The sequence below is a fragment of the Streptomyces sp. NBC_00078 genome, from assembly GCF_026343335.1.
Taxonomy (GTDB): Bacteria; Actinomycetota; Actinomycetes; order Streptomycetales; family Streptomycetaceae; genus Streptomyces.
In genome coordinates this window covers 2,222,184-2,248,437 of sequence record NZ_JAPELX010000001.1, presented here as the reverse complement: position 1 = coordinate 2,248,437, position 26,254 = coordinate 2,222,184, and the positions used below count along the sequence as shown (strand labels likewise).

Genomic DNA, 26,254 nt, shown 5'->3' with positions numbered 1-26,254 from the left:
GAACACCGCCTCCAGAACCCCACCTCTAGAACACCGGCGTGCCGTCCCGGGTCAGCCTCCAGTCCGCCGACGCGAAGTCCTTCGGGTCCAGCACACCCTTCGCCGTCACCCACTCGGCGATCCGCGTCCGGATCTCCGTCGACTCCGACCACAGCTCCTTCGCCGACGCCACATGCGGGAACGCACCACCGCCATTGGCACGGTAGTTGTTCACCGCCAGCACGAACTGCTGCCCGTCGTCCAGCGCGGCCCCGCCAAAGGTGAGATTCCTGATCCGCGACCCGGCCGCCTGGGCGATGTCGATCTCATACCCGAGACCCGACACATAGTCGTAGTTGTAGTCCGGGCGGCCGTTCGCGTTCGTCAGCTTCTCCACGTCGACCGCCTCACCAGCCGCCGTCCGCACGAAATACTCCGCCGAATACTCCAGGTACGCCCGCAACTGCCCACCCGTCAGCACCTTCGCCACCAGCGTGTTGTCGTACACATACAGAGACGACAGATCCCGGATCGTCACCTCGCCCGCCGGGATCTCCGAAGTCCGCGAAAACGGCGAGGCCTGCGCGATCACCGGCAGCGTCGCGAACTCCGTGCCCGCCAGCGCCGCCTTCACCACATCCTCCTGGACCTTGGTGATCAGGTCGATGATCGGCGCGTCCCTGTACCGCGCGTCGACCGTCGTCAGCGTCTCGGTCGCCCTACCGACCACCTGGTTGACGTAGTTCACCACCTTCGCATGCTCGTCCGACAGCAACTTGGTGATCTTCGGGTCGTCCTCGACCGAGTTCGAGTTCAGCAACGACGCCGCCACCGACTCCACCTCCCACCGGCCCGAGCGGAACACCAGCTCGAAGTCGAACAACGACAACCGCTCCGCGAAACACAGCGGCTCGGACAGCACCACCGTCCTGCCCGTCCGCTCGTTGGTGACCTTCAGCTCCGGGATCTCCACATGCGCGTGCCCGACCAGAATCGCGTCGATACCCGGCACCCGCTGAGCGACCAGCGCCGCCGAGTTCTCGACATACGGCAGCTGGTCACCGTACGACGACGTCCCCGACGAACCGGAGTGCGCCGACACGACCACGACGTCCGCACCCATCGCCCGCAGCTTCGGCACCCACTTCGCCGCCTGCTCCTCAAGCCCCGGAAACGTCAACTTCCCCTGCACATACGCCTTGTCCCAGATCGCGATACCCGGATTGGTCAGACCCAGCACCGCCACCTTCACCGGCGGCAGACCCGGCACACGGAACCTCTTCATGAAGTACGGCGCAAACGCCGGCTTCTGCGTCTTCGCGTCCAGCGCGTTCGCACCCAGCAGCGGGAAATGCAGCTGGCCCTCGAACTTGCGCAGCGTCTCCAGCCCGTAGTTGAACTCATGGTTGCCCAGCGCCGCAGCGTCATACCCGATCGCGTTCATCGCCTGCGCCATGGGATGCACCGGACCGCCCTTGGCGGTGATCGGATCCACCTTCGCGTAGTAGTACGTCAGCGGCGTGCCCTGCAGCGTGTCACCCGCGTCCAGCAGCAGCGTGTTGCAGCGCCCCCTCTCCGCCCGCACCCGGTTCACCAGCGTCGAGATACGCGCCAGGCCCATCGCGTTGCCGGCCTTGTCGGAGTACTCCGCGTCCTTGAAGTAATCCCAGTTGAAGACGTGCCCGTGCAGGTCGGTGGTGCCCATGACCGTGAGCGAGTACCGCCTGGCAGGTCTGCGCCCCTGAGCGGCCTCGGCCGACGGAGCCGCCACGGCACCGGCCAGCGCCACCCCCGCCCCGGTCACGGCGGACTTCTGCAGGAACTTCCTACGGTTCAAGGGCATGTCTGGATCTCCTCGCGAAATAGTCAACAACGCGCGTAGATTCTGACCCGGACACGGCAAAACGCAACAGGCCCCACAGGTTTCGATCTGATGACCCAACCGCACCACCCACGGCCCCCAAACAGCCAACAAGTGCCAGAGTGGAACGCATGGCCACCCCTCCCACCGACGACACACCCCCCGCCGTCCCCTACGGCACCCCCGACGCCCCCCGCATCGCCGTCCGCGGCGAAGCCCGCCTCGAAGTCGACCCCGAAATCGCCCGCATCGGCATCACCGTCGCCTCCCGCGGCAAAGACCGCCGAACCGCCCTCGACGACCTCACCCACCGCAACACCACCGCCCTCGACCTGATCAAGACATACGGCGACGCAGTCGAACGCCTCGAAACCGGCGCCTTCTCCATCAGCCCCGAACTCAAGGACAAAGGCCGCGGCGAACGCATCCACGCCTACCACGGCCGCGTCCACCTCACCGCCGAACTCACCGACTTCACCGCCCTCGGCGAACTCACCACCCGCCTCGCCGACCTGGACCTCACCCGCGTCGACGGCCCCTGGTGGACCCTGCGCCCCGACTCACCCGCCCACCGACAAGCCCGCCAGCAAGCCGTGAAAGAAGCAGTCCAACGAGCCCGCGAATACGCCCAAGCACTCGGCACCACACTCGCAGCACTCGTCGAACTCGCCGACATCGGAGCAGAGGACGCACAGCCCCACCCACAGCCCCCCGGCCGAATGCGCTCCATGGCCTACGGCGCAACCGCCGAAGACGCAGCCCCACCACTCGACCTCGAACCCCAACGCCAGCGAATCTTCGCAGCCGTGAACGCCCGCTTCACCATGGCACCACCGCAACTGTAGAAATGCTCATCGGAGCACCTCCACGCACACTTCAATACTTGTCAACACCCCTTCACCCAAAGGTTGTTGAGCAGACATGTGCGACCAACTCTCTACCCACCGGTAAGGCCTAGGCTCACACCATGCGCCGAGCAAAGATCGTCTGCACACTGGGGCCCGCCACCGACTCCTACGACCAGATCAAAGCCCTGGTCGAAGCCGGAATGGACGTCGCCCGCCTCAACCTCAGCCACGGCACCCACGCCGAACACGAGGAGCGCTACCACCACGTACGAAAGGCCTCCGACGAAACCGGCCGCAGCGTCGGAATCCTCGCCGACCTTCAGGGCCCGAAAATCCGACTCGGCCACTTCACCGAAGGCCCCGCACTCCTTGAACGCGGCGACACCTTCACCATCACCACAGAAGACGAAGCCGAAGGAAACCAACAAGGCTGCGGAACCACACACCCCGGCCTCGCCACCGACGTCACCCCCGGCGAACGCATCCTCGTCGACGACGGCAAAGTCTGCCTCCAGGTCACCGACATCGACGGCCCCCACATCCACACCACCGTCATCGAAGGCGGCATCGTCTCCGACCACAAAGGCCTCAACCTCCCCGGAGCCGCCGTCTCCGTCCCCGCCCTCTCCGACAAAGACGAAACGGACCTCCGCTGGGCGCTGCGCACCGGCTGCGACGTCATCGCACTCTCCTTCGTCCGCAGTGGCCGCGACATCCAGGACGTCCACCGCATCATGGACGAAGAAGGCCGCCGCCTCCCCGTGATCGCCAAGGTCGAGAAGCCCCAGGCCGTCGAAGCCATCGACGACATCGTCGCCGCCTTCGACGGCATCATGGTCGCCCGCGGCGACCTCGGCGTCGAAATGCCCCTCGAACACGTCCCGATCGTCCAGAAGCGCGCGATCAAACTGGCCAAGCGCAACGCCAAGCCGGTCATCGTCGCGACACAGATGCTCGACTCGATGATCGACAACTCCCGCCCGACCCGCGCGGAAGCCTCCGACGTCGCCAACGCCGTCATCGACGGCACGGACGCGGTGATGCTGTCCGGCGAGACCAGCGTCGGCAAGTACCCCATCGAGACCGTCCGGACCATGGCGAAGATCGTCGAGGCGGCGGAGGAGGACATCCTCGCCAAGGGACTCCCGCCCCTGACCGAACGCAACAAGCCCCGCACCCAGGGCGGCGCGGTCGCCCGCGCGGCAGCCGAAATGGGCGACTTCCTCGGCGCCAAGTTCCTGGTCGCCTTCACCCAGTCCGGCGACACGGCCAAGCGCCTGTCCCGGTACAGGTCCCCGATCCCCCTCCTGGCCTTCACCCCGGACCCGGCGACACGGTCCCAGCTGACGCTGACGTGGGGCGTGGAGACGTTCCTGGGCCCACACGTCGACTCCACAGACGCGATGGTCGACCAGGTGGACGAGCTGCTGTTGAAGTACGGCCGCTGCCAGAAGGGTGACGTCGTGGTCATCACGGCGGGCTCGCCCCCCGGGGTCTCGGGCTCGACGAACCTGGTGCGGGTGCATCACATCGGGGAGGACGACAGCCCCAAGTAGGCGTCCACTGAAGTGCCCTTCGCGGTTCAGTGCTTGGGGCCCACGTGGGCGTCCATCAGGGCTACGGAGGTTTTGCGGGCGACGGAGATGTTGCGGGGGTTCGCCTGACGCCATTCGACGCCGACGTGCTCCAGGGCTGCAGTGAAGAGCCGGATGATGTCCCCCGAGAGGTTGGTGAAGAAGTACCGGGGGTATTCGTAGCGCTTGAGCTCACCGGCGACCAACCGTGTGGTCCAGTTGGTGATGCGGCAGCCGTCGGAGTGGATGAGACCCCGGATGAATTCCCAGGAGTGGGTGGCGACGATGGTTTGCTGCCAGGGTTCGAGAGCGATCGTCCGCTCGTGTTTCTTGCCGGGGCCATGTTGGGGAAAGAGGACGGGCCAGTGCCGGCTGTAGCTCGTGACCATCGTGCAGCCCTCTTTCTGCATGAGGTAGACACGAACAGCGGGCCGCACCTTCGTGATGGCGTCGCGACACAGTTCGATGAGCCCCGGCCACGCATCGGCGCACGCGATCCGCAGGTAGTAACCGGTGCCGCGCGAGTGGGGGCTGATGCAGCCGTCGCCGAGGTAGAGGCCCAGTAGGTAGGCGTACGCGCACTCATCGGCAGGTGGCCCGGGGTCCGGAGGTGCCATGCGTGGCAGCGGTTCGAGGCGACTTTGCCAGGAACGGATTGCGGCTCTGGAGATACCCGTTTCCCGGCTCACCGAGTTGAGGCTACGGCCCTGTGAAACCAGTGCGAGTGTCTGTCTGCGTGTGCTGACGTCGTACATGTGGTCACCCTGCGAGAGTGATCGCGACGACACGCAGCAAAAAGCGGATGTTCACGAGAACGTGTACATCCGCTTTTGGTGGCAACCTTCGATTCGAAGGAAAAGTGCCCCGAGTCGGATTCGAACCGACGCTGTATGGGTTTTGAATCCATGGCCTCTACCGCTGGGCTACCGGGGCCCCTTCAATATGAAGGTCAGCGGTCACCCGCTGTGCCCCCACCTTATCGCAGCTAGGTAGGCTCTTGTCAGCAGCACCCCTGCCCTGATCAAGGAGCCCCCGTGACCGCCCCCGAGTCGCCCCAGCCCGTAGACGCGCCCGACGACGACAAGTCGCACGTGCCTCCGCTGACGACCCGTGTCGTCATCGCCGAGGACGAGGCCCTGATCCGGCTCGACCTCAAAGAGATGCTGGAGGAAGAGGGCTACAGCGTCGTCGGCGAGGCCGGTGACGGTGAGCAGGCCATCGAGCTGGCCCGTGAGCACAAGCCGGACCTGGTGATCCTCGATGTGAAGATGCCCAAGCTGGACGGCATCTCGGCGGCCGAGAAGATCGCCGAGGAGGGCATCGCCCCGGTGCTGATGCTCACCGCGTTCTCGCAGCGCGACCTCGTGGAGCGGGCCAGGGACGCCGGTGCGATGGCGTATCTGGTGAAGCCGTTCAGCAAGAGTGATGTCGTACCGGCCATCGAGATGGCTGTCTCGCGGTTCACCGAGCTGAAGGAGCTGGAGAAGGAGGTCGCCGACCTCACGCTCCGGCTGGAGACGCGCAAGTTGGTGGACCGGGCGAAGTCGATCCTGCAGACGGAGTACGGGCTGTCGGAGCCGGCCGCGTTCCGGTGGATCCAGAAGACGTCGATGGACCGTCGGATGTCGATGCAGCAGGTCGCGGAGGCGGTTATTCAGGACGCGGACGAGAAGAAGGCCGCGAAGGGCTGACCCTCGCGCAGCAGACGGACGATCGAGGCCCGCGCCCCTGGTTCAGGGGTGCGGGCCTCGGTCGTGTGTGTCCGGTGAGGGGGTTAGTCCTCGCCGAGGTAGGCCTTGCGTACCGATTCGTCGTGCAGGAGGTCCTGTCCGGTGCCGGAGAGGACGATGTTGCCGACCTCCATGACGTGTCCCTGGTCGGCGAGCGAGAGGGCGGCCTGGGCGTTCTGTTCGACGAGCAGGATGGTGGTCCCTTGGGACTTCAGCTCGACGATGGTGGACATGATCTTCTGCATCATGATCGGGGAGAGGCCCATGGAGGGTTCGTCGAGCATGAGGAGTTTGGGCTGGGACATGAGTGCGCGGCCCATGGCGAGCATTTGCTGTTCGCCGCCGGAGAGGGTTCCGGCGGCTTGTTTGCGGCGTTCGCCGAGGATGGGGAAGAGGTCGTAGGCGCGCTGGATGTCCTTTTCGATGCCTTCTTTGTCCTTGCGGAGGAAGGCGCCGAGTTGGAGGTTCTCCGCGATGGTGAGGCGCGGGAAGATGTGCCGGCCTTCGGGGGAGTGGGCGAGGCCGAGGGCGACGATCTTGTGGGCGGCGACGCCGTTGAGGGGCTTGCCGTCGAACATGACCTTGCCGGAGCGGGGCTTGAGGAGGCCTGAGAGGGTGCGCAGGGTGGTGGTTTTGCCGGCGCCGTTGGTGCCGATGAGGGTGACGATCTGGCCGGCTTCGACGGTGAAGGAGATGCCCTTGACGGCTTCGATCTTGCCGTAGGCGACCTTGAGGTCTTCGACCTCCAGGAGTGCGGTCACTGGGCGTTTCCTTCCGTGCTGGTGGTGCCCTGTGCTCCGGTGGCCTCGGCTGCTTCGACTTCGGCGGCTTCGTCGTCGCCGGGGGCGCCTTCGAAGGGGGTGCCGAGGTAGGCGGCGACGACGCGTTCGTCGCCCTGGACGACGTCGGAGGTGCCTTCGACGAGTTTTTCGCCCTGGACGAGGCAGGCGACGCGGTCGCACAGGTTGAAGATGAAGCGCATGTCGTGCTCGATGACGAGGACGGCGACGCCCATGTCGCGGATGGCGAAGACCAGTTCCTCGGTGGCGCGGGTCTCCTGGGGGTTCATGCCGGCGGTGGGCTCGTCGAGGAGGAGCAGGCCGGGGTCGCTGGCGAGGGCGCGGGCGATTTCGAGCTTGCGTTGTTCGCCGTAGGGGAGGTTGCGGGAGAGGTGGTCGGCTTTGTGGGCGAGGCCGATGAACTCGAGGAGTTCCATGGCGCGTTCGCGGGAGGCGGTTTCGGCTTTGCGGAAGCCGGGGCCGCGCAGGAGGGCCGACCAGAGGCCTTCTTTGGTGCGGGTGTGGCGGCCGACGAGGACGTTTTCCAGGACGGTCATGTTGGCGAAGAGCCGGATGTTCTGGAAGGTGCGGGCGATGCCGGCGCTGGTGACGAGGTGGGGTTTGGGGGGCAGGACGGTGCCTTTGTAGGCGACTTTGCCCTCGGTGGGGATGTACAGGCCGGTGAGGCAGTTGAAGAAGGTGGTTTTGCCGGCGCCGTTGGGTCCGATGAGGCCGACGATTTCACCGGCGTTGACGGTGAGGTCGACGCTGCGTACGGCGGTGAGGCCGCCGAAGCGCATGGTGACGCCGCTGGCTTCGAGGACGGGGCTGGTGGCCGTGGTGGTGGTCATGGTGGTTACGCCCCTGCCTTGGTGACGCCGACGGTGGTGTCGGGAAGGCTCTGTTCGGGGATGTCGCCCTGTTCTGTTTCGTGGAATTCGAGTTGGCGGCGCCGGTTGGCGATGATTCCCTCGGGGCGGAAGCGCATGAGGATGACGAGGGCCAGGCCGAAGGCGAAGAGTTGGTATTCCTTGAGGAAGCTGAGCTTCTCGGGGAGGAGGTAGAGCAGGGTGGCGCCGAGGATGGGTCCGCCGACGGTGCCCATGCCGCCGAGGACGACTGCGGCGAGCAGGAACGCGGAGTTGGGTGGTACGGAGCCGGCGAACTGGTAGGGGGCGGGGTTGACGCTGTAGCCGACGTGGGCGCTGACGGTGCCGGCGAGGCCGGCGAGTGAGGCGCCGAGTGCGAAGGCGATGAGTTTGACCCGGAAGCCGTTGATGCCCATGGCGGTGGCGGCGGTTTCGTCTTCGCGGATGGCGATCCAGGAGCGGCCGATGCGGGAGTCGGCGGCGCGGTTGAAGACGAGGACGACGATGGCGGTGATGACGAGCATCAGGAGCAGGTAGTTGGCGAATCGGCCGACGGTGATGGAGCCGATGGTGTGGCTGGTGCCGAGGTTGAAGCCGAAGATCTCGAGGTCGGGGATCATCGAGATGCCGTTGGGGCCGTTGGTGATGTTGGGTCCGGAGGAGCCGTCGAGGTTGTTGACGGTGATGCGGAAGATTTCTCCGAAGCCGAGGGTGACGATGGCGAGGTAGTCGCCGCGCAGTCGCAGGGTGGGGGCGCCGATGAGGACGCCGAAGATGAGCGATGCGGCCATGCCGGTGAGCATGGCGGCCCAGAAGGGGAACTGGACGCCGGAGAAGCGGGAGAACTCGGAGCCGGAGACGAGGGCTGCGGCGTAGGCGCCGACGCCGAGGAAGGCGACGTATCCGAGGTCGAGGAGTCCGGTGAGGCCGACGACGATGTTGAGGCCGAGGGCGACGGTGGCGACGACGAGGATGTTCACGCCGAGGTTGGCGTTGTGTTCGTTGTTCTCGACGAAGGGGAAGATCGCGGCGGCGAGGAAGGCCATGGAGGTGGCGAAACCTTTGTGCCGGGCGTTGATGACGGAGAACCGGTCGGCGAGTCCGGCGGCGAGCAGGGCCCAGGAGCCGAAGATGACGAGCAGCAGGAAGCCGATGAAGGTTTCGCTGGCGTCGGGGTCGACGCCGATGCCGTAGGCGAAGGCGATGAGGCCGACGCCGGTGGCGGCGGTGATGACGAGGCGTTCGCCCCAGGCGGGGAGTTTGCCTGCCGGGGGGATGTTGTCGGGCTTGCTGACCCAGGCTTTGGCGGTGTTGCCGGGGCTGGGCAGGGCGAGGGCGCCGAGGAGGGCGATGAGGGAGGCGACGGCGGCGAGGTAGGCGCCGGGGTCGAGGTTGACGAGTCCGCCGAGGTCGATGGCGATGGCGAGGGCGCTGAACCAGCTGACGGCGAAGGCGGCTGCGGCGGCGAGGAACACGGGGGCGGTGGCGCCGGCCGGGTTGAGCCAGTTGAGGCCGCGTATGTTCCAGCGGGTGAGTGCGTAGAGCAGGGTGAGGACGCCGGCGACGAGGTCGAGGATCTGGAGGCCTGCGGGGGAGCCGTAGTAGGTGAGGTCCCCGGGGAAGTCGGAGGTCCAGGTCCAGGACATGTAGGTGCTGGCGATGGTGCCGATGGCGCCGGTGGCGATCAGGGCGCGGGCGGCGGACTGGGGCAGGGGGATGAGGCCGCGCGGGGTGTCCGGCGTGGTGGGGGTGGTCTTTTCGGTGGTTGTCATGGTGGTCACGCCCTGTCCGCTACGCGTTCGCCGACGAGGCCTTGTGGCCTGAACAGCAGGACGAGGATGAGGAGGACGAAGGCCCAGACGGAGGACCAGCCGCCGCCGCCGAGTTGCTGCATGCCGGGGATGTCGTCGATGTAGGAGGTGGCCATGGTTTCGGCGAGGCCGAGGACGAGGCCGCCGATCATGGCGCCGTAGATGTTGCCGATGCCGCCGAGTACGGCTGCGGTGAAGGCTTTGAGGCCCATCTGGAAGCCCATGTCGTATTTGATCTGTCCGTAGCGCAGGCCGTAGGCGATGGCGGCGACGGCGGCGAAGAAGCCGCCGATGGCGAAGGCGATGACGATGATGCGGTTGGTGTCGATGCCCATGAGCTGGGCGGTGTCGGGGTCCTGGGCGGTGGCCTGCATGGCGCGGCCGGTGCGGGAGAAGCTGACGAACATGGCGAGGGCGGCCATGCAGAGGGGGGCGGCGATGATGACGAAGAGCGATCCGCTGCTGATGTTGATGGAGCCGAGGTGCCAGGGGCCGGCGTCTATCTGGGGGAAGTTGCGGTCGGTCTTGGCGTCCGGGTACCAGTTGAAGACGGCCTGCTGGAGTGCGAGGGAGAGGCCGATGGCGGTGATGAGGGGTGCCAGGCGTGGTGCGCCGCGCAGTGGTCGGTAGGCGAAGCGTTCCGCCCCGACGGCGATGAGGACGGAGACGAGTCCGCCTCCGATGAGCATCGCCGGGAGGGCTATCCACATGGATGTGCCGTTGGGCAGGACGTAGAGGTAGACCGTGAGCGCGCCGAAGCCGCCGGTCATGAAGATCTCGCCATGGGCGAAGTTGATGAGCTGGACGATGCCGTACACCATCGTGTATCCGATGGCGATCAGCCCGTACATCGAGCCGAGGAACAGCCCGTTGGCCAGCTGCTGCGGCAGGGTGTGCACCGCATGGCCTCCATGTGGTGGGGAGTGAGCGGGGGGCGTGGAACGGGCCGCGCGGGTGACGTGTGGTCGGCCGCGCGGCCCTGGGGTGGTGCTAGCGGCGGTTCGGCTGGTTGGTCAGCCGTTGAACGTGCCGCTCTTGACGGCCTTCCACTTGCCGTTGGTGACCTGGTAGACGGTCAGCTGCTTGTTGGTGGTGTCGCCGTACTGGTCGAAGGCGACGGGGCCGGCGACGCCGTCGAACTTGGTCTTGCCGACCTCGTCGACGATCTTGGCGCGGGCGTCGGAGGGGACCTTGCCGTCCTTCACGACGTTGCCGATGGCCTTGATGATGGCGGTGGCGGCGTCGTAGGAGTAGCCGCCGTAGGTGCCGTAGTCGCCCTTGAGTCCGGCTGCCTTGTACTTCTTGATGAAGTCCTGGGCGGAGGCGAGGGTGTCGACGGGCTGGCCGACGGAGGTGGCGAGGTCGCCTTCGGCGGTCTTGCCGGCGGTCTGGATGTAGGTGTCGCTGAACATGCCGTCGCCGCCGAAGAGCGGGAGCTTGGCGCCGCCGTCCTTGAGCTGCTTGGTGAGCTTCTCGGACTCGTCGTACTGGCCGCCGTAGTAGACGAGGTCGGCCTTGGAGTTCTTGATCTTGGTGACGAGGGCGGAGAAGTCGGTGTCGCCGGTGTTGACGTGGTCGGTGCCGGCGACCTTGCCGCCCGCCTTGGTGAAGCCGGCGGTGAACAGCTTGGCCAGGCCCGCGCCGTAGGTCTGCTTGTCGTCGACGACGAAGACGCTCTTCTTCTTGAGCGTGTTGTACGCGTAGTCGGCGGCGAAGCCGCCCTGCAGGGCGTCGGTGGTGGCGGTGCGGAAGTAGGTCTTGAAGGGGCGGACCTTCTTCGTCTGCCAGTTCTTGCCCTGGGTGAGCTCGGGGGCGGTGTTGGACGGCGAGATCTGGACCAGGTTGGCGGTGGCGAAGACCTGCTGCATCTGGGTGGCGACGCCGGAGTTCAGCGGGCCGACGACGCCGAGCACCTTGTCGTCGTTGACGAGCTGGGTGGCGTTCTGCTGGCCGCTGGCGGGGATGGCCTTGTCGTCGAGGGCCTGGACCTTGAACGTCACGCCGGGCACGAGGTTGTTCTTGTTGGCGTCGTCGACGGCGACCTGGACGCCGCCCTGGATGCCGAGGCCGGTCGCGGAGTTCTGGCCGGTCAGCGGTGCGTCGACGCCGATGATGACCTCGGTCTTCTTGCTGCCGCTGTCCCCACCCTTGTTGTCGTCGCGCGAACCGCAGGCGGTCAGCGTGAGGGCGCCCGTCGTGAGTACGGAGGTGAGTATGACCAAAGAACGGTGTCGCACGATGAATCCTCTCCCTGGCGCCGGCAGTCCTGCTGGGCTGCCGTGTGTCTCGCCGGGCCGTACTGGGTCGAGCTGGGCTGTTCTGCAGACGCGCCCGGCGGCGCGGTGACTGGGCGTGACTCTAAGCCTGTCTGTCAGGTGGGGGCATCGGTGTGGGCTGGCTTGTGACTTTCTTGTTATGACGTGCCGGAAGGTGAGCCTTGGGGAAGTTCGCTCTCGGCCGGTTTGGCGGGAACACGTCGGGTCCACATGGTGAGAACGCGCACTTCCCGTTGGACGCGGGGCGAGGGGAGCGTCCGGGTGGCGTCGCAGGCTGCGTGGAGGAGGTCGGAGAGGTCGTGCGAGTAGCTGCCGCCGAAGATGAAACTGTAGTGCTGTATTGCGTGTGTGTTACGCAGCGTTACGTCGAGGAAAGGGAGGTTGACGTTGAGGGGGAGTCCGCCGCAGTCGGTCACGGTGATCCGCACGGTGATGCGGTGGGTGGTTCCGGCGTGCACGGTGAAGGGTGTCGGGGGTGCGGTGCGGGTGTGTATGCCGGTGGGGGCGGCGGTGATGTCGGAGACGGTGACGGGGGGTCCGTCGTGTACGGAGACGTCGAAGCGGAAGTCCCTGGTGGTGGCTGTGCCCGGGTGCCCGGCAACTCCCTTGTAGTGGAAGGCCGTTGTGGTCGAGGGCGAGGGGGTGGCCGGTTCCTTCGGCGGTGCGGGCGGGGGTTGGGCGGTCAGGAGCCATACGGCCGCGGCCAGGGTGGCCGCGGCCGCTGCCAGTGCGGTGCCGCGGGTGCGCGGGAGCAGTGTGTGCCAACGGTCGGTCAGCCGGGGGGAGTCGGTGCCGATGACGTCGGGTGGCGGTACGTCCTGGGGGGTGGCGGGGTCGTCGCCGGTGTTCGCCTCGACGGGGCCGGCGGGTTCGACGGGGCCGATGCCGCTCATGTCCGGGGCCTCATGGGGAAACGGTAGGCGCGGCGGACGCGCCCGGACAGTGCCCGGTGGGGGGAAGGCGCGGCCGTCAGCCCGCGGCGGGCAGCTGTACGTCGCGCAGCAGGCAGGTCAGTCGCGCGCTGCACACGCGCCGCCCTTCCTCGTCGCTGATCACGATCTCGTACGTCGCTGTGGAGCGCCCGCGGTGCACCGGTGTGGCCACGCCGGTCACGAGGCCGGATCGCGCGCCTCGGTGGTGGGTGCAGTTCAGGTCGACGCCGACCGCGATCTTGGAGCTGCCGCCGTGCAGCATGGAGCCGACGGAGCCGAGGGTTTCGGCGAGGACCGCGGAGGCGCCGCCGTGCAGCAGTCCGTAGGGCTGGGTGTTGCCCTCGACCGGCATGGTGCCGACGACGCGGTCGGCCGAGGCTTCGATGATCTCCACGCCCATGCGGGTGCCGAGGTGCCCGGCGGAGAACAGGGCGGGGAGGTCGACGCCGAGTGCGGCGTACTCGTCGATGACCTCCTGCGGGAACTTCACGTACTGTTGCTCGCCCATGGGCCCGGCTCCGTTCGTCCTGATCGCTCGTCCAGCTGCCTGAGCAAACGCTCAGTGGGTTGGTGATTGTTCCAGACGTACGACGACGGACTTGCTGGCCGGGGTGTTGCTGATGTCGGCGGTGGAGTCCAGCGGGACCAGCACGTTGGTCTCCGGGTAGTAGGCGGCCGCGCAGCCGCGTGCCGTGGGGTAGTGCACGACCCGGAATCCGGCGGCCCTGCGTTCCACGCCGTCCTTCCACTCGCTGACCAGCTCGACGTACGACCCTTCGGCGACCTTGAGTGCCCGCGCGTCCTCGGGGTGGACCAGGACGACCCGGCGGCCGTTCTTGATCCCGCGGTAGCGGTCGTCGAGGCCGTAGATCGTGGTGTTGTACTGGTCGTGCGAGCGCAGCGTCTGCAGCAGCAGGCGGCCTTCGGGCAGCTCGGGGTACTCGACGGGCGCGGCGGTGAAGTTGGCCTTGCCGGTGGCGGTCGGGAAGCGGCGTTCGTCGCGTGGGGCGTGCGGGAGGGCGAAGCCGCCGGGGCGGGCCACGCGCGCGTTGAAGTCCTCGAAGCCGGGGACCACTCGGGCGATGCGGTCGCGGATGGTGCCGTAGTCCTTCTCGAACTCCTCCCACGGCACCGGGTTCTCCGCGCCCAGCACGCGGCGTGCCAGACGGCAGACGATGGCCGGCTCGGACAGCAGGTGCCTGCCGGCGGGCTCCAGTCGGCCGCGGGAGGCGTGCACCATGCCCATGGAGTCCTCGACGGTCACGAACTGCTCGCCGCCGCCCTGGAGGTCGCGCTCGGTGCGGCCCAGGGTGGGCAGGATGAGGGCACGCGCGCCCGTGACCACGTGCGAGCGGTTGAGCTTCGTCGACACGTGCACGGTCAGCCGGGCGCGCCGCATGGCCGCCTCGGTGACCTCCGTGTCGGGGGAGGCGGATACGAAGTTGCCGCCCATGGCGAAGAAGACCTTCGCCGCGCCGTCGCGCAGGGCGCGGATGGCCTGGACGACGTCGTAGCCGTGCTCGCGCGGCGGCGCGAAGCCGAACTCCTTCTCCAGGGCGTCCAGGAAGGCGGGTGCGGGGCGCTCGAAGATGCCCATCGTGCGGTCGCCCTGGACGTTGCTGTGTCCGCGGACGGGGCACACTCCGGCCCCCGGGCGGCCGATGTTGCCGCGCAGCAGAAGGAAGTTGACCACCTCGCGGATGGTCGGCACGGAGTGCTTGTGCTGGGTGAGGCCCATCGCCCAGCACACGATGGTGCGCTTGGAGGCGAGGACCATCCGCAGGGTCTGCTCGATCTCCTCGCGGGTGAGACCGGTGGCGGCGAGGGTCTCGTCCCAGTCGGCGGTGCGGGCGGTTGCCGCGAACTCCTCGTAGCCGTGGGTGTGTTCGGCCACGAACTCCTCGTCGACCGCGCCGTCCGCATCGAGGATCAGCTTGTTGAGGAGGCGGAAGAGGGCCTGGTCGCCGCCGATGCGGATCTGCAGGAACAGGTCGGTGAGCGCGGCGCCCTTGAGCATGCCCTGTGGGGTCTGCGGGTTCTTGAAGCGCTCCAGGCCCGCCTCGGGCAGCGGGTTGACGCTGATGATCTTCGCGCCGCCCGCCTTCGCCTTCTCCAGCGCGGAGAGCATGCGCGGGTGGTTCGTCCCCGGGTTCTGGCCGGCGACGATGATCAGGTCGGCTTTGTAGAGGTCCTCCAGCAGGACGCTGCCCTTGCCGATGCCGATCGTCTCGTTCAGTGCCGAACCGGACGACTCATGGCACATGTTGGAGCAGTCGGGCAGGTTGTTCGTGCCGAGCTGCCTGGCGAACAGCTGGTAGAGGAAGGCCGCTTCGTTGCTCGTGCGGCCCGAGGTGTAGAAGAGGGCCTCGTTCGGGGAGCCCAGGGCGGCGATCTCCTCGGCGACGATGTCGAAGGCGCGCTCCCAGCTCACCGGCTCGTAGTGGGTGCCCCCTTCGGGGAGATGCATGGGATGCGTCAGCCGGCCCTGCTGGCCCAGCCAGTAGCCGCTGCGGTTCGCGAGATCGGCGACGGAGTGGGCGGCGAAGAACTCCGGGGTGACCCGGCGCAGGGTGGCTTCCTCGGCCACCGCCTTCGCGCCGTTCTCACAGAATTCCGCCTTGTGCCGGTGCTCCGGCTCCGGCCAGGCGCAGCCGGGGCAGTCGAAGCCGTCCTTCTGGTTGACGCGCAGCAGCGTCAGCGCGGTCCGCTTCACACCCATCTGCTGCTGGGCGATGCGCAGCGTGTGCCCGATGGCGGGGAGTCCCGCCGCGGCGTGCTTCGGCTCGACGACCTGCGGCGCGTCCTGAACCGGGTCGCCCTTGGGCGGCTTCGTCGCCATCGCGCACTCTCCTTCGCATACACGCACATACACGCTTCACCTACGCGTGCGAGCCATCCGCTCGATCCTCGCACGGGGCGCTGACAGCGAGGGGGCCAGGGCGTAAGGGGGTCTCAGTGTCAGTGGCTCGTGACAGGATCGGGGGCGTGGCAGAGACAGCATCGAAGAAGACCGAGAAGACATCCGGCGGCAAGCGGCCCCGCCTCATGCTCATGGACGGGCACTCACTGGCCTACCGCGCGTTCTTCGCGCTGCCCGCGGAGAACTTCACGACCGCGACGGGCCAGCCGACGAACGCGATCTACGGCTTCGCGTCGATGCTCGCCAACACCCTGCGTGACGAGGAGCCCACACACTTCGCCGTGGCCTTCGACGTCTCCCGCAAGACCTGGCGCTCCGAGGAGTTCACGGAATACAAGGCGAACCGTTCCAAGACCCCGGACGAGTTCAAGGGCCAGGTCGAGCTGATCGGCGAGCTGCTCGACGCGATGCACGCGTCACGCTTCGCGGTCGACGGCTACGAGGCGGACGACATCATCGCCACCCTCGCCACCCAGGCCGAGGCCGAGGGCTTCGAGGTGCTGATCGTCACCGGCGACCGCGACTCCTTCCAGCTGGTCAGCGAGCACACGACGGTGCTGTATCCGACCAAGGGCGTCTCCGAACTGACCCGGTTCACCCCGGAGAAGGTCTTCGAGAAGTACGGGCTGACACCCGCGCAGTACCCCGACTTCGCCGCCCTGCGCGGTGACCCGTCCGACAACCTGCCGGGCATCCCCGGCGTCGGCGAGAAGACGGCCGCGAAGTGGATCAACCAGTTCGGTTCGTTCGCGGAGCTGGTCGAGCGCGTCGAGGAGGTCAAGGGCAAGGCCGGGCAGAACCTGCGCGACCACCTGGAGGCCGTCCAGCTCAACCGCCGCCTCACCGAGATGGTGCGTACGGTCGAGCTGCCCAAGGCGGTCACCGACCTGGAGCGCGTCGCCTACGACCGCACGGCCCTCGCGATGATCCTGGACACCCTGGAGATCAGGAACCCCTCGCTGCGCGAGCGGCTGCTCGCCGTGGACCCGGGCGGCGAGGAGGCCGAGGCGACGCCGGTGGCCCCCGGGGTGGAGCTGGACGGGACGGTGCTGGCCACGGGCGAGCTGGCCGGCTGGCTCGCCGAGCACGGCACGCAGACGCTCGGCGTGGCCACGGTCGACGCATGGGCGCTGGGCGCCGGCTCGGTCGCCGAGGTCGCGCTCGCCGCCGCCGGGGGACCGGCCGCCTGGTTCGACCCGTCCCAGCTGGACGAGGCCGACGAGAAGGCGTGGCTGGCCTGGCTGGCCGCCGAGGACCGCCCCAAGGTGCTGCACAACGCCAAGGGCGCCATGCGCGTGTTCACCGAGCACGGCTGGAGCATCGCCGGTGTCTTCATGGACACCGCGCTGGCCGCCTACCTGGTCAAGCCGGGCCGTCGCTCCTTCGACCTGGACGCGCTGTCCCTGGAGTACCTGGGCCGTGAGCTGGCTCCCGCCGCCGCGGCCGACGGCCAGCTCGCCTTCGGTTCCGACGACGGTGCCGAGGCCGAGGCGCTCATGGTGCAGGCCCGCGCGATCCTCGACCTCGGGGAAGCGTTCCGGGGCCGTCTTGAGGAGGTCGGTGCCGCGGACCTGCTGCGCGACATGGAGCTGCCCACCTCCATCCTGCTGGCCCGCATGGAGCGGCACGGCATCGCGGCCGACCGGGCCCACCTGGAGGCCATGGAGCAGATGTTCGCCGGCGCCGTCCAGCAGGCGGTGAAGGAGGCGCACGCGGCCGCGGGGCACGAGTTCAACCTCGGCTCGCCCAAGCAGCTGCAGGAGGTCCTCTTCGGCGAGCTCGGCCTGCCCAAGACGAAGAAGACCAAGACCGGCTACACCACGGATGCCGACGCCCTGGCCTGGCTCGCCACCCAGACGGACAACGAACTGCCGGTCGTCATGCTCCGCCACCGCGAGCAGGCGAAGCTGCGGGTCACCGTCGAGGGCCTGATCAAGACGATCGCCGCCGACGGCCGTATCCACACCACCTTCAACCAGACGGTCGCCGCGACCGGCCGCCTGTCGTCCACGGACCCGAACCTGCAGAACATCCCGGTCCGCACGGACGAGGGCCGCGCGATCCGCCGGGGCTTCGTGGTCGGCGAGGGCTTCGAGTCGCTGATGACCGCCGACTACAGCCAGATCGAACTGCGCGTGATGGCCCACCTCTCCGAGGACGAGGGCCTGATCGAGGCGTTCACCTCCGGCGAGGACCTGCACACCACCGCGGCCTCCCAGGTGTTCGGCGTCGAGCCCGCCGGGGTGGACGCGGAGATGCGACGCAAGATCAAGGCCATGTCGTACGGCCTGGCGTACGGGCTGTCGGCGTTCGGACTGTCCCAGCAGCTGAACATCGAGGCGGCGGAGGCGCGCGGCCTGATGGACGCGTACTTCGAGCGCTTCGGCGGTGTCCGCGACTACCTCCGCCGGGCCGTCGACGAGGCGCGGGCAACGGGCTACACGGCGACGCTCTTCGGCCGCCGCCGTTACCTCCCCGACCTCAACAGCGACAACCGCCAGCGCCGCGAGGCCGCCGAGCGCATGGCTCTCAACGCGCCCATCCAGGGCACCGCGGCGGACATCGTCAAGATCGCCATGCTCAAGGTGGACGACGCGCTGAGGGCGGCGGACCTCACCTCCCGCATGCTCCTCCAGGTCCACGACGAAGTCGTCTTGGAGATCGCCCCCGGGGAGCGCGCGAAGGCGGAGGAGATCGTCCGCCGCGAAATGGCCGACGCCGTTCACCTGACAGTGCCGCTGGGCGTCTCGGTGGGCGTGGGGACGGACTGGGAGTCGGCGGCGCACTAGCCTCCGGCGGCGGAGCGGGGGCCGGGTCGCCTGCCGGGGGCGGCGGCCTCCCGACACCGCCCCCGCCAGGCGGCCCGACACGGGCATGGATCGGCGGCACGGGGTCTGGCTGCGGTGGTGCGGAGCGCTCTGCATGCTTCAGGGCCGCCCAGGCCGGTCTGGGCAGGGGCCGGCACTCGGGTGGGTTCGCGGTAGGGCGCGCCTCGACGTCGACGCCCACACTCCGGCGGCCCGGCGGGCAGCCCGCTACCGGCATGGATCGGCGGCACGGGGTCTGGCTGCGGTGGTGCGGAGCGCTCTGCGTCCTCTACGGCGGGTCTCCGTAGGGCCCGTCACTCAGGTGGCCCTCGCGAAAAGGGCGCCACCGCCTCGGCCCCGTCAGGATGCGGGCATGGGTATACGCATGCTCAACCGCCGGACGGCGAGAGCGCAGGCGAGTGCCGAGGCGGCGTCCGCCGCACCGCCCGCGCCGGTGCCGGCCTTCGCAGCCCGCGCAAGCACCGCCCGCATCCCCACCGACCTCGTCGTCGTTCTGCGCCGCACGGCGACGCACCTCCGGCGCCGACTGCGCCGCCCGGCAAAGACCTCGGGTGAGCCGTCCGTCTGGCGGCTATGGGCAGGCCTGGGCCGCAGCTACCTGACCGCACTCATCGCCCGCACCCGCCACACCCGCGCCGCCCGCGCCACCCGCACGATCCCCGTCTTCATCGTCACCACGGGCACTTTCACCAGGGGCAGGGACGGCGGCGCCGGGCACTGACCAATGGCCAGGGCGCACGTCGTGACCGCGGGCACCCTCACCCAGGGTCAGGTCGACCCTCAGGCGGCGGATACCGGCTCCGGGTCCGCGGCGTCGGGCGCGGGCCGGCGCCACACCCTGACTCCCACCGCGTACAGCAGCAGACCCAGCACGAGCCCCGCGCCCGCTCCGAAGCAAACCGCCGGGATGAGTTCCCACGGCTTCGCGGTCGAGCCCCAGTACGCCCACCACCGGGTCGCGCGCTGCACGGCCCCCGCCACCGCACACCCGCCGATCACGGCACCGGCCCACCACCGGTCCCGTAGCGACAACCAGGCGACACCCGTCGGCCCGGCACCTGCCCGCCCCGAAAGCAAGGCGACACCCGTCGGCCCGTCCCCGGCACGTCCCGCGCTCAACGGCCCGGCGGCGGAGGACGCCCCGGCCGTCTCCTGACGCGACGTGGGCCCGTCCCCGGCACGCCCCGTGCTCACCGGCCCGGTGGCGGAGGCGAGTCCGGCCGTCTCCCGACGCGACGCGGGCCCGTCCCCGGCACGTCCCGCGCCCACCGTCCCGGCGGCGGCGGAGGACGCCCCGGCCGTCTCCTGACGCGACGTGGGCCCGTCCCCGGCACGTCCCATGCTCACCGGCCCGGTGGCGGAGGCCGCCCCCGTCGGCTGGCGCCGCAACGCCCACCCCGCCCATACGGCGATCACGCCCGCAGCCACGGCCGAGCCGCCGTACTGCAGGTACCAGTACAACGGGAAGCCGTCTACCTTGTGTCCCAGGGCGGGGAAGAGCCGCATGCCCCAGCGGTCGAGGTGGGTGAACGCGTCCCACACGACGTGAGTCAGGGCGCCGAGCGCGGCGGAGGCGTACCACCGGGCCACCAGGGACGGCCGGACGCGCGCGCGTGGCGCCCCACAGTGCAGCAGGGCGGCCGGCCGCGGTTGCCAGGCCCGTGGCAGCAGCGCCACCAGCGGCTCGCGCAGCAGCAGCCACAGCCCGACCAGCGCCCAGGCCACCAGCACATCGACCGTGAAGACGCCGGGAAAGGAGTGCGTGACGTCCCCGAACTCCATCGCCCCGGACACCGCACTCGCTGCGTAATAGGTCATATCCGGCGCGAAGGAGCCGGCCACGAGTACGGCCGGAATCAGCCGACCTCGACCGGTCCCGTCGGCGCGCACCGCGGGAAGGACGGCGGCCGCATGGCTCAGCGTGAACGGCAACTGGGCTCCTCACGCGGGACGTTGCCCGGGCGGGCGGCCCGGGTGATCACTTCGGTCCAGTATGCGTGCCGCGACTGTGCCCCGGCCGCGCATGGCCAAGGGGTGAATATCGGGCACGAACGGGTCCCCGTGGAAAGGAAGTTGTCGTAGGGTCGCCTGGGTCACCGCTTCGGCAGCACGTTCGAACACGCGAACAGGGCAACTCGCCGTCGACGTCGGCGACGCAGGCGGTACCAGTGACGCGAGCGAGACAAGAGCAATATCGAGGGCAACCCGCACGCCGGGTCGATCGTCACATCAAGGGCGGGCGCAGCGCGTGCCCGACAGGACGAAGACGGACGCTGGTGCGTCCACGGGAGGGGTTCACCTTATGGCGGCGCAATTCGGCAGGAGGCTGGCCAAAGGGGCGGCGACCACCGCCGTGGCAGCGGTCGCGGTAGCGGCCCTGTCCGCCTCTCAGGCTCCGGGGGTGACCGTCGACGACCACGGCAGACGGACCGCCTCGGACGCCCAGCCCTCTCCCGACGCGACCGCGGACGCCGGCGCCGCCACCGGCAACTCGCCGTACTACACGGACCTGCCGCCGCTGCACAGCCCGAGCCCGAGCCCGAGCCCTTCGCCGTCCGCGAGCGGCACCCCCGTCGCGCAGGGCGACTTCGAGTCCGGCATACCCGCTACCGTCCTCGACGCCTACAAGAAGGCCGAGGCCGAGCTGCGCGAGTCCAAGCCCGGCTGCAACCTGCCCTGGCAGCTGCTCGCCGCGATCGGCAAGGTCGAGTCGGGCCAGGCCCGCGGCGGCCGCGTCTCCGCAGACGGCACCACCATTTCCCCGATCCTCGGTCCGCAGCTCGACGGCAACGGCTTCGCGATGATCAAGGACACCGACGGCGGCAAGTACGACGGCAACAGCTCGTACGACCAGGCCGTGGGCCCCATGCAGTTCATCCCCTCCACCTGGGCGTGGGCGGGCCGCGACGGCAACGGCGACGGGGCCAAGGACCCCAACAACGTGTACGACGCCGCCCTCGCCGCCGGCCACTACCTTTGCCGCTACGACTGGGACTTGTCGACCCCGTCCGACCTCAACCGCGCGATCCTCAGCTACAACAACTCGCAGGACTATCTGAACCTCGTCCTGTCGTGGCTGGAGTACTACCGCAAGGGCACGCACGAGATCCCGAACGGCAGCGGCGGTGTCCCCTCGGGCCGCAACGACGACCCGGCGGGCGCCGGCCCGTCTCCGTCGCCCTCGCAGCCGGACAGGCCGAAGCCGGGCTCGGGCTCGACCAGCCCGTCCGCACCGCCCACCCCGTCGACGCCGGGAAGTCCGTCGCCCACCCCCACCCCCACCCCCACCCCCACCGACACGGTCGACCACCTGGAGGACGCGGGTACCGCGAAGCTCACCGCGATGGCCGGCGACGCGTTCACCAAGAAGATCAGCACAAGGGCCGAGACCAAGGCCGGCAAGGCGGTCGGCAAGGTCAGGGTCCGCTTCACCATCGTCGGCGACACCGACACCACCTTCACCGGTGGCGAGCGCGTCGCCGCGGTCCTCACCAACAGCTCCGGTGTGGCCGTCGCTCCCGCGCTGCGGGCGGGCGAGAAGACCGGCGACGTCACCGTCCGTGCCACGCTCATGGGCCGTTCGGTCAGCGGCCTCGACTACACGGCCACCGTCACCGAGCGCGTCGCCGACACCCTCGTCCGTACCAGCGACACGGCGCTGACCTGCACCCCGGGCGGCGAGTTCGCCGACCAGGCCGAGGTGAAGGCCACCTACAAGGGTGCCGTCGCGGACAAGGTCGCGGTCACCGCGACCCTGATCAAGTCGGTGCTCGACCCGACCGAGGACGACAAGGGTCCGTACTTCAAGGACGCCGACGGCAAGGCCGTACGCACGCTGACGGGCCTGAAGACGGACGCCAAGGGCGTGCTGAAGCTGCCGAAGCTGTACTCCGACGACAACACCGGCACCTTCATGCTCCGCGTCACCACCGCGGGCGGTGCGGCGCTCAACGTCCCGCTGACCGTGGCCCCCGCCGCCTCGGCAAGCCCCAGCCCCAGCCCGTCCGCGAGCCCGAGCTCGTAGTTTCTCCGTACGACGACGACTGCGGCGCTGCCTCGACCGGAGGGAGCGCCGCAGTCGTCGTGTGTGCAACGTGTTCTCATCTCGCCCACCCGTTGCTACGGTGCCGGACCTGACGATGTATCAGTTCCATGCGGTTTCCACTCCGTCGGGAGGCAGGCATGCGCGCCCTGATCGCCGCCGCGACCGGTCTCGTCCTCGCGTTCGCGCTGATCCTCACGATCACGGCCATGGGCGGTCCCACGGGCAGGACGTCCCCGAAACCCCTGCTGACGACGGTGCCCGCCCACCCGTAACCGCCCGGTAGGGAGGCCGAGATGCGCCGCAAGGCCAGTCTGGTCCTGCTCGCCTTCGCCGTGTTCTTCGCGGCTCTGTCCCCGATGCTGCGCTGGTACGCCTTTCCCCGTCTCGCCAAGATCCCGGCCGGCCAGTACCAGGACATGGTGCTGGAGGCGAAGGGCGCGACCCTCCTCGACTACGGCACGATGAAGGCACGCAAGGTCTCCGAAGTCACCATCGTGCAGACCCTCAAGGGCAACGTGGAGGCCGCGAAGGAGATCGAGAGGACGGCCGGCCGCGACGTCGTCGTCTGGGACGGCCTGTCCTACGTCCAGGGCCCCGACGGGAAGATGGTCTCCCGCATCCCCGAGCGCTACATCTTCGACGCCCACAGCCAGGCCCCGGTCCACGCCACCGGCGAGATGGTCGACGGCGCCCCGGTGAAACGGGACGGCATCGAGTTCAAGTGGCCCTTCCTGACACAGAAACGGGACTACGAGTACTTCGACGCCCAGACCCGCACCACCAACCCCATCCACTACAAGGGCACCCAGAACTTCCGCGGCCTGGAGGTCTACTACTTCGAGCAGACCATCCCCTGGACCAAGGTGGCGTTCCCCAGGACCATGCCGGTCAAGGGCATCACCCCCGAGTCGGTCGCCAGGACCGGCACCACCCGCTGGTACACCACGGTCCGCAGGTTCTGGGTCGAGCCCGTCACCGGCGCTCCCGTCTACGGCGAGGAACTCCACAAGGAGGAACTGCGCGGCGGCACCCTCCTCGGCGGCCGCGACAAGGTGACGGCGTTCGCCGGTGACGTGAAGATGCGCGAGGACTACACCAGGCACACGGTCGACCTGGTCAAGTCCAACCGCACCCTCGTCCTGCTGCTGACGTCGTACCTGCCCTGGGGCTTCCTGGTCCTGGGCGTCCTGCTCCTGTCCCTCTCCCTCTGTCTGGAGGCACGCGGCCGGCGCCCGGGTGATCCGGAACCGGCCGAGTCGTCCACGCCGGAACCGGTCACCGCCTGAGCCGCGCGTTGGTGTGCCGCGTCGGCTCCGCGGCGGCCGGATCCTCGGGCCAGGGATGCTTCGGATACCGGCCGCGCAACTCCGCCCGAACGCCCTTGTAGCCCTCCCTCCAGAAGGAGGCGAGATCGGCGGTGACGGCGGCCGGGCGCCCGGCGGGGGACAGGAGATGGACGAGCAGCGGCACCCCCGCGACGGCGGGCGACTCGTGCAGCCCGAACATCTCCTGCAACTTCACGGCGAGTACGGGCTGTTCGGGATTGCCGTAGTCGATCCGGATTCTGGATCCACTCGGTACGGTGATGCGCTCCGGAGCGAGCTCGTCCAGCCGGCCGGCCTCCCCGGAGGCCCACGGCAGCAGCCGGGCGAGCGCCTGCCCGGCGTCGATCCGCGCCAGGTCGGCGCGCCGTCGGGCCCGGCTCAACTCCGGCTCCAGCCATTCGTCCACGCGCGCGTGGAGCGCGTCGTCGGACATGCCGGGCCAGGGACCGCCGAGATGCGCATGAAGGAACGCCAGCCGCTGCCGCAGTACGCCGGCGTCGGCGGACCAGCGCAACAGGCCGAGCCCTTCCTGCCGTAGACCTTCGAGCAGGGCGGTCCGTACGAGGGCGGGGCCGGCGTCGCGCAACGGCCGTGCCGTGAGCTCGATCGCCCCCAGCCGCTCGACGTGGCGCGCGACGACGTCCCCGTCGGCCCAGTGGACCTCCTGGGCCTCGGAATACAGCGACGCGGCAGCCGACAGCGCGATGTCCTGGTCCACCGCGGCGGCGAGCTGCACGCGCGCGTGCCCCTTGCCGACGGGCCGGTCTGCGACGGCCACGGCGATCCACGGGGCCCCGCGGAGGGCGGATCCGTCGCGCAGCTCGGCGCGGGTGCCGGAGGCCATGAGATAGGAGCCGCCGTCGGCCTTCGCGACGCGCTCGGGGAAGGCGAGGGCGGCGACAAGCCCGGCAAGGCCGTGTTCCCCGGTGGGAGGGGCACCGGCGGCCGGCTCGGCGAACTGCGCGGAGACGGACCGCAGCCGCCGCACCTCCGTGCGCCAGCGCGTCGCGTACCCGTCACCTCCGCTCCGTGCCGCCCGCAACGCACCGGCGAGGTCGTCCCCGTACTCCCGAGGCGCCTCCTCACTCAGCAGCGCCACCACCTCGGCGGCCCGATCGGCACCGGCGTCCAGCAGGGCCCGCCCCAGCCGGGGATGCAGCCCCAGCCGGGCCAGACGAACGCCCCTGTCCGTGGCCCGGCCGGCGGCGTCCACCGCGCCGACGGCCGTCAGCACACCCCGCGCCGCGGCCATCGCCCCGCCCGGCGGCGGATCCAGCAGAGCGAGGCCCGACGCGTCCGGATCGCCCCAGCACGCCGTCTGCAGGGCGAACGCCGTCAGATCGGCCACCTTGATCTCCGGCGAAGGGAAACGCGGCAGCCGGGCGTCCTCGGCCTCCGCCCAGCACCGGTACACCGCACCCGGCGCCTCACGCCCGGCGCGCCCCGCCCGCTGCCTCCCGGCAGCCTGCGAGGCGCGCACCGTCGTCAGCGCACTCAGCCCGCGCGCGTGGTCGACACGCGGCTCCCGCGCCAGCCCCGAGTCGACGACCACCCGCACACCGGGCACCGTCAGCGACGACTCGGCCACAGAGGTCGCCAGCACCACCCGGCGCCGCTGCCCCGAAGCCAGCACCGCGTCCTGCACGGCTGCAGGCGTCCGCCCGTGCACCTGCAGCACCTCGACGCCGCCCAGGTCCCCCAGCTGCCCTGCCACGCGCGCGATCTCACCGACACCCGGCAGGAAACACAGCACGTCCCCCTCCCGCTCGGCCAGTGCCCGCCGCACCACCGACGCCACGTACGCCGGCAGTGCCGGATCGACCCGCATGCCGTGCGGCGGACGCATGGGGCGCAGGGGCGGCGCCCACACCACGTCGACCGGATGCAGGACCCCGTCCGCCTCCACCACCGGCGCCCCGCCCAGCAGCCGCGCCCACCCCTGCGCGTCGGTCGTCGCCGACGCGGCCACCAGCCGCAGCTCCGGCCGCAGCGTCTGCCGTACGTCCCACAGGAACGCCGCCGTCGTGTCCGCGTCCAGGTGCCGCTCATGACACTCGTCGAGCACGACCACGTCGACGCCGGTCAACTCCTGGTCTCGCTGCAGCCGCTGCAGCAGCACACCCGTCGTGACGACCTCCACGCGCGCGTGCCGTGCGACGACCCGCTCGCCGCGCACGGTGTAGCCGACGCTGTCGCCGGCCTTCTCGCCCAGCAGCCACGCCATTCGCCGTGCCGCCGCCCGCGCCGCGATCCGCCGCGGCTCGGCGACGACGACCCGCCGTGCGGGCCCCTCCCCGAGCAGTCCCGCCAGGGCGAGCGGCACCAACGTGGTCTTGCCGGTGCCGGGCGGCGCGCACAGCACGGCCGTACCGTGCCCCTCCAGCGCGTCCCGCAGCGCGGGCACGGCGGAACGGACGGGCAGGAGGTCGAGGGCGTCTTGGCGGATCACCGCCTCAGTGTTCCAGCCGACGCGTCGG

20 protein-coding genes and 1 tRNA gene are annotated in these 26,254 nt (G+C 69.4%); 8 read left to right on the top strand and 13 right to left on the bottom strand.

Going from position 1 to position 26,254, the window contains the following annotated elements:
• Positions 1–25: 25 nt before the first annotated feature.
• Complete coding sequence (locus OOK07_RS10535; RefSeq protein ID WP_266796075.1) at positions 26–1,822, bottom strand: bifunctional metallophosphatase/5'-nucleotidase; 1,797 nt, start codon at positions 1,820–1,822, stop codon at positions 26–28.
• 149 nt (positions 1,823–1,971) lie between these two features.
• On the opposite strand from OOK07_RS10535, the gene OOK07_RS10530 reads away from it, so the two are divergent.
• Complete coding sequence (locus OOK07_RS10530) at positions 1,972–2,685, top strand: SIMPL domain-containing protein (protein ID WP_266679046.1); 714 nt, start codon at positions 1,972–1,974, stop codon at positions 2,683–2,685.
• Between the two features lie 122 nt (positions 2,686–2,807).
• Positions 2,808–4,244 carry a pyruvate kinase gene (gene pyk, locus OOK07_RS10525; RefSeq protein ID WP_266796074.1) on the top strand — a complete coding sequence of 479 codons (1,437 nt, stop codon included), beginning with the start codon at positions 2,808–2,810 and terminating at the stop codon, positions 4,242–4,244.
• Positions 4,245–4,270: 26 nt separating this feature from the next.
• On the opposite strand, the gene OOK07_RS10520 is transcribed toward pyk, so the two are convergent.
• Both OOK07_RS10520 and OOK07_RS10515 read right to left on the bottom strand, forming a co-directional pair.
• Positions 4,271–5,017: a helix-turn-helix domain-containing protein gene (locus OOK07_RS10520; protein ID WP_266679042.1), complete on the bottom strand. Its 747-nt coding sequence runs from the start codon at positions 5,015–5,017 to the stop codon at positions 4,271–4,273.
• 105 nt (positions 5,018–5,122) lie between these two features.
• A tRNA-Leu gene (locus tag OOK07_RS10515) sits at positions 5,123–5,195 on the bottom strand.
• Positions 5,196–5,296: 101 nt separating this feature from the next.
• On the opposite strand from OOK07_RS10515, the gene OOK07_RS10510 reads away from it, so the two are divergent.
• A complete protein-coding gene (locus OOK07_RS10510) occupies positions 5,297–5,953 on the top strand; it encodes an ANTAR domain-containing response regulator (protein WP_266679040.1) in 657 nt (218 codons plus the stop codon).
• An 83-nt stretch (positions 5,954–6,036) separates the two neighbouring features.
• Here the strand turns inward: OOK07_RS10510 and OOK07_RS10505 are convergent, their stop codons facing one another.
• The 8 genes from OOK07_RS10505 to OOK07_RS10470 all read right to left on the bottom strand — a co-directional run bounded on the left by OOK07_RS10505 (position 6,037) and on the right by OOK07_RS10470 (position 15,498).
• Positions 6,037–6,753, bottom strand: coding sequence for an ABC transporter ATP-binding protein (locus OOK07_RS10505; RefSeq protein ID WP_266679038.1), 717 nt, complete (start codon positions 6,751–6,753; stop codon positions 6,037–6,039).
• Positions 6,750–7,622, bottom strand: coding sequence for an ABC transporter ATP-binding protein (locus OOK07_RS10500; RefSeq protein WP_266796072.1), 873 nt, complete (start codon positions 7,620–7,622; stop codon positions 6,750–6,752). The genes OOK07_RS10505 and OOK07_RS10500 overlap by 4 nt, the downstream gene beginning before the upstream one ends.
• Before the next feature lie 5 nt (positions 7,623–7,627).
• The gene (locus tag OOK07_RS10495) at positions 7,628–9,412 is read right to left on the bottom strand and encodes a branched-chain amino acid ABC transporter permease (RefSeq protein ID WP_266796071.1); all 1,785 of its coding nucleotides are present in this window, start codon (positions 9,410–9,412) and stop codon (positions 7,628–7,630) included.
• Positions 9,413–9,417: 5 nt separating this feature from the next.
• The gene (locus OOK07_RS10490; protein ID WP_266679032.1) at positions 9,418–10,350 is read right to left on the bottom strand and encodes a branched-chain amino acid ABC transporter permease; all 933 of its coding nucleotides are present in this window, start codon (positions 10,348–10,350) and stop codon (positions 9,418–9,420) included.
• Positions 10,351–10,464: 114 nt separating this feature from the next.
• On the bottom strand, positions 10,465–11,688 hold the full coding sequence (locus tag OOK07_RS10485) for a branched-chain amino acid ABC transporter substrate-binding protein (protein ID WP_266679030.1): 1,224 nt from the start codon (positions 11,686–11,688) through the stop codon (positions 10,465–10,467).
• A 176-nt stretch (positions 11,689–11,864) separates the two neighbouring features.
• Positions 11,865–12,620 carry a hypothetical protein gene (locus tag OOK07_RS10480; protein ID WP_266796069.1) on the bottom strand — a complete coding sequence of 252 codons (756 nt, stop codon included), beginning with the start codon at positions 12,618–12,620 and terminating at the stop codon, positions 11,865–11,867.
• Positions 12,621–12,696: 76 nt separating this feature from the next.
• The gene (locus tag OOK07_RS10475) at positions 12,697–13,167 is read right to left on the bottom strand and encodes a PaaI family thioesterase (protein ID WP_266679026.1); all 471 of its coding nucleotides are present in this window, start codon (positions 13,165–13,167) and stop codon (positions 12,697–12,699) included.
• Positions 13,168–13,218: 51 nt separating this feature from the next.
• Positions 13,219–15,498 carry an FdhF/YdeP family oxidoreductase gene (locus OOK07_RS10470; RefSeq protein WP_266796068.1) on the bottom strand — a complete coding sequence of 760 codons (2,280 nt, stop codon included), beginning with the start codon at positions 15,496–15,498 and terminating at the stop codon, positions 13,219–13,221.
• A gap of 146 nt (positions 15,499–15,644) precedes the next feature.
• Between OOK07_RS10470 and polA the strand changes: the two genes are divergently transcribed.
• Together polA and OOK07_RS10460 are read left to right on the top strand one after the other, a co-directional pair.
• Positions 15,645–18,368: a DNA polymerase I gene (gene polA, locus OOK07_RS10465; RefSeq protein ID WP_266679022.1), complete on the top strand. Its 2,724-nt coding sequence runs from the start codon at positions 15,645–15,647 to the stop codon at positions 18,366–18,368.
• 391 nt (positions 18,369–18,759) lie between these two features.
• Positions 18,760–19,128, top strand: coding sequence for a hypothetical protein (locus OOK07_RS10460; RefSeq protein WP_266796065.1), 369 nt, complete (start codon positions 18,760–18,762; stop codon positions 19,126–19,128).
• 59 nt (positions 19,129–19,187) lie between these two features.
• On the opposite strand, the gene OOK07_RS10455 is transcribed toward OOK07_RS10460, so the two are convergent.
• Positions 19,188–20,339: a DUF4184 family protein gene (locus OOK07_RS10455; protein ID WP_266796063.1), complete on the bottom strand. Its 1,152-nt coding sequence runs from the start codon at positions 20,337–20,339 to the stop codon at positions 19,188–19,190.
• Positions 20,340–20,709: 370 nt separating this feature from the next.
• Between OOK07_RS10455 and OOK07_RS10450 the strand changes: the two genes are divergently transcribed.
• The 3 genes from OOK07_RS10450 to pgfA all read left to right on the top strand — a co-directional run bounded on the left by OOK07_RS10450 (position 20,710) and on the right by pgfA (position 23,738).
• Positions 20,710–22,431, top strand: a complete 1,722-nt coding sequence (locus tag OOK07_RS10450) for a lytic transglycosylase domain-containing protein (RefSeq protein ID WP_266796061.1) — start codon at positions 20,710–20,712, stop codon at positions 22,429–22,431.
• 158 nt (positions 22,432–22,589) lie between these two features.
• Positions 22,590–22,724: an SPW_0924 family protein gene (locus OOK07_RS10445; protein ID WP_266796059.1), complete on the top strand. Its 135-nt coding sequence runs from the start codon at positions 22,590–22,592 to the stop codon at positions 22,722–22,724.
• Between the two features lie 21 nt (positions 22,725–22,745).
• The gene (gene pgfA, locus OOK07_RS10440) at positions 22,746–23,738 is read left to right on the top strand and encodes a cell envelope lipid trafficking protein PgfA (RefSeq protein ID WP_266796057.1); all 993 of its coding nucleotides are present in this window, start codon (positions 22,746–22,748) and stop codon (positions 23,736–23,738) included.
• On the opposite strand, the gene hrpB is transcribed toward pgfA, so the two are convergent.
• Positions 23,728–26,226 carry an ATP-dependent helicase HrpB gene (hrpB, locus tag OOK07_RS10435; RefSeq protein WP_266796056.1) on the bottom strand — a complete coding sequence of 833 codons (2,499 nt, stop codon included), beginning with the start codon at positions 26,224–26,226 and terminating at the stop codon, positions 23,728–23,730. The two genes, pgfA and hrpB, sit on opposite strands and share 11 nt — an antisense overlap.
• Between the last annotated feature and the right edge of the window lie 28 nt (positions 26,227–26,254).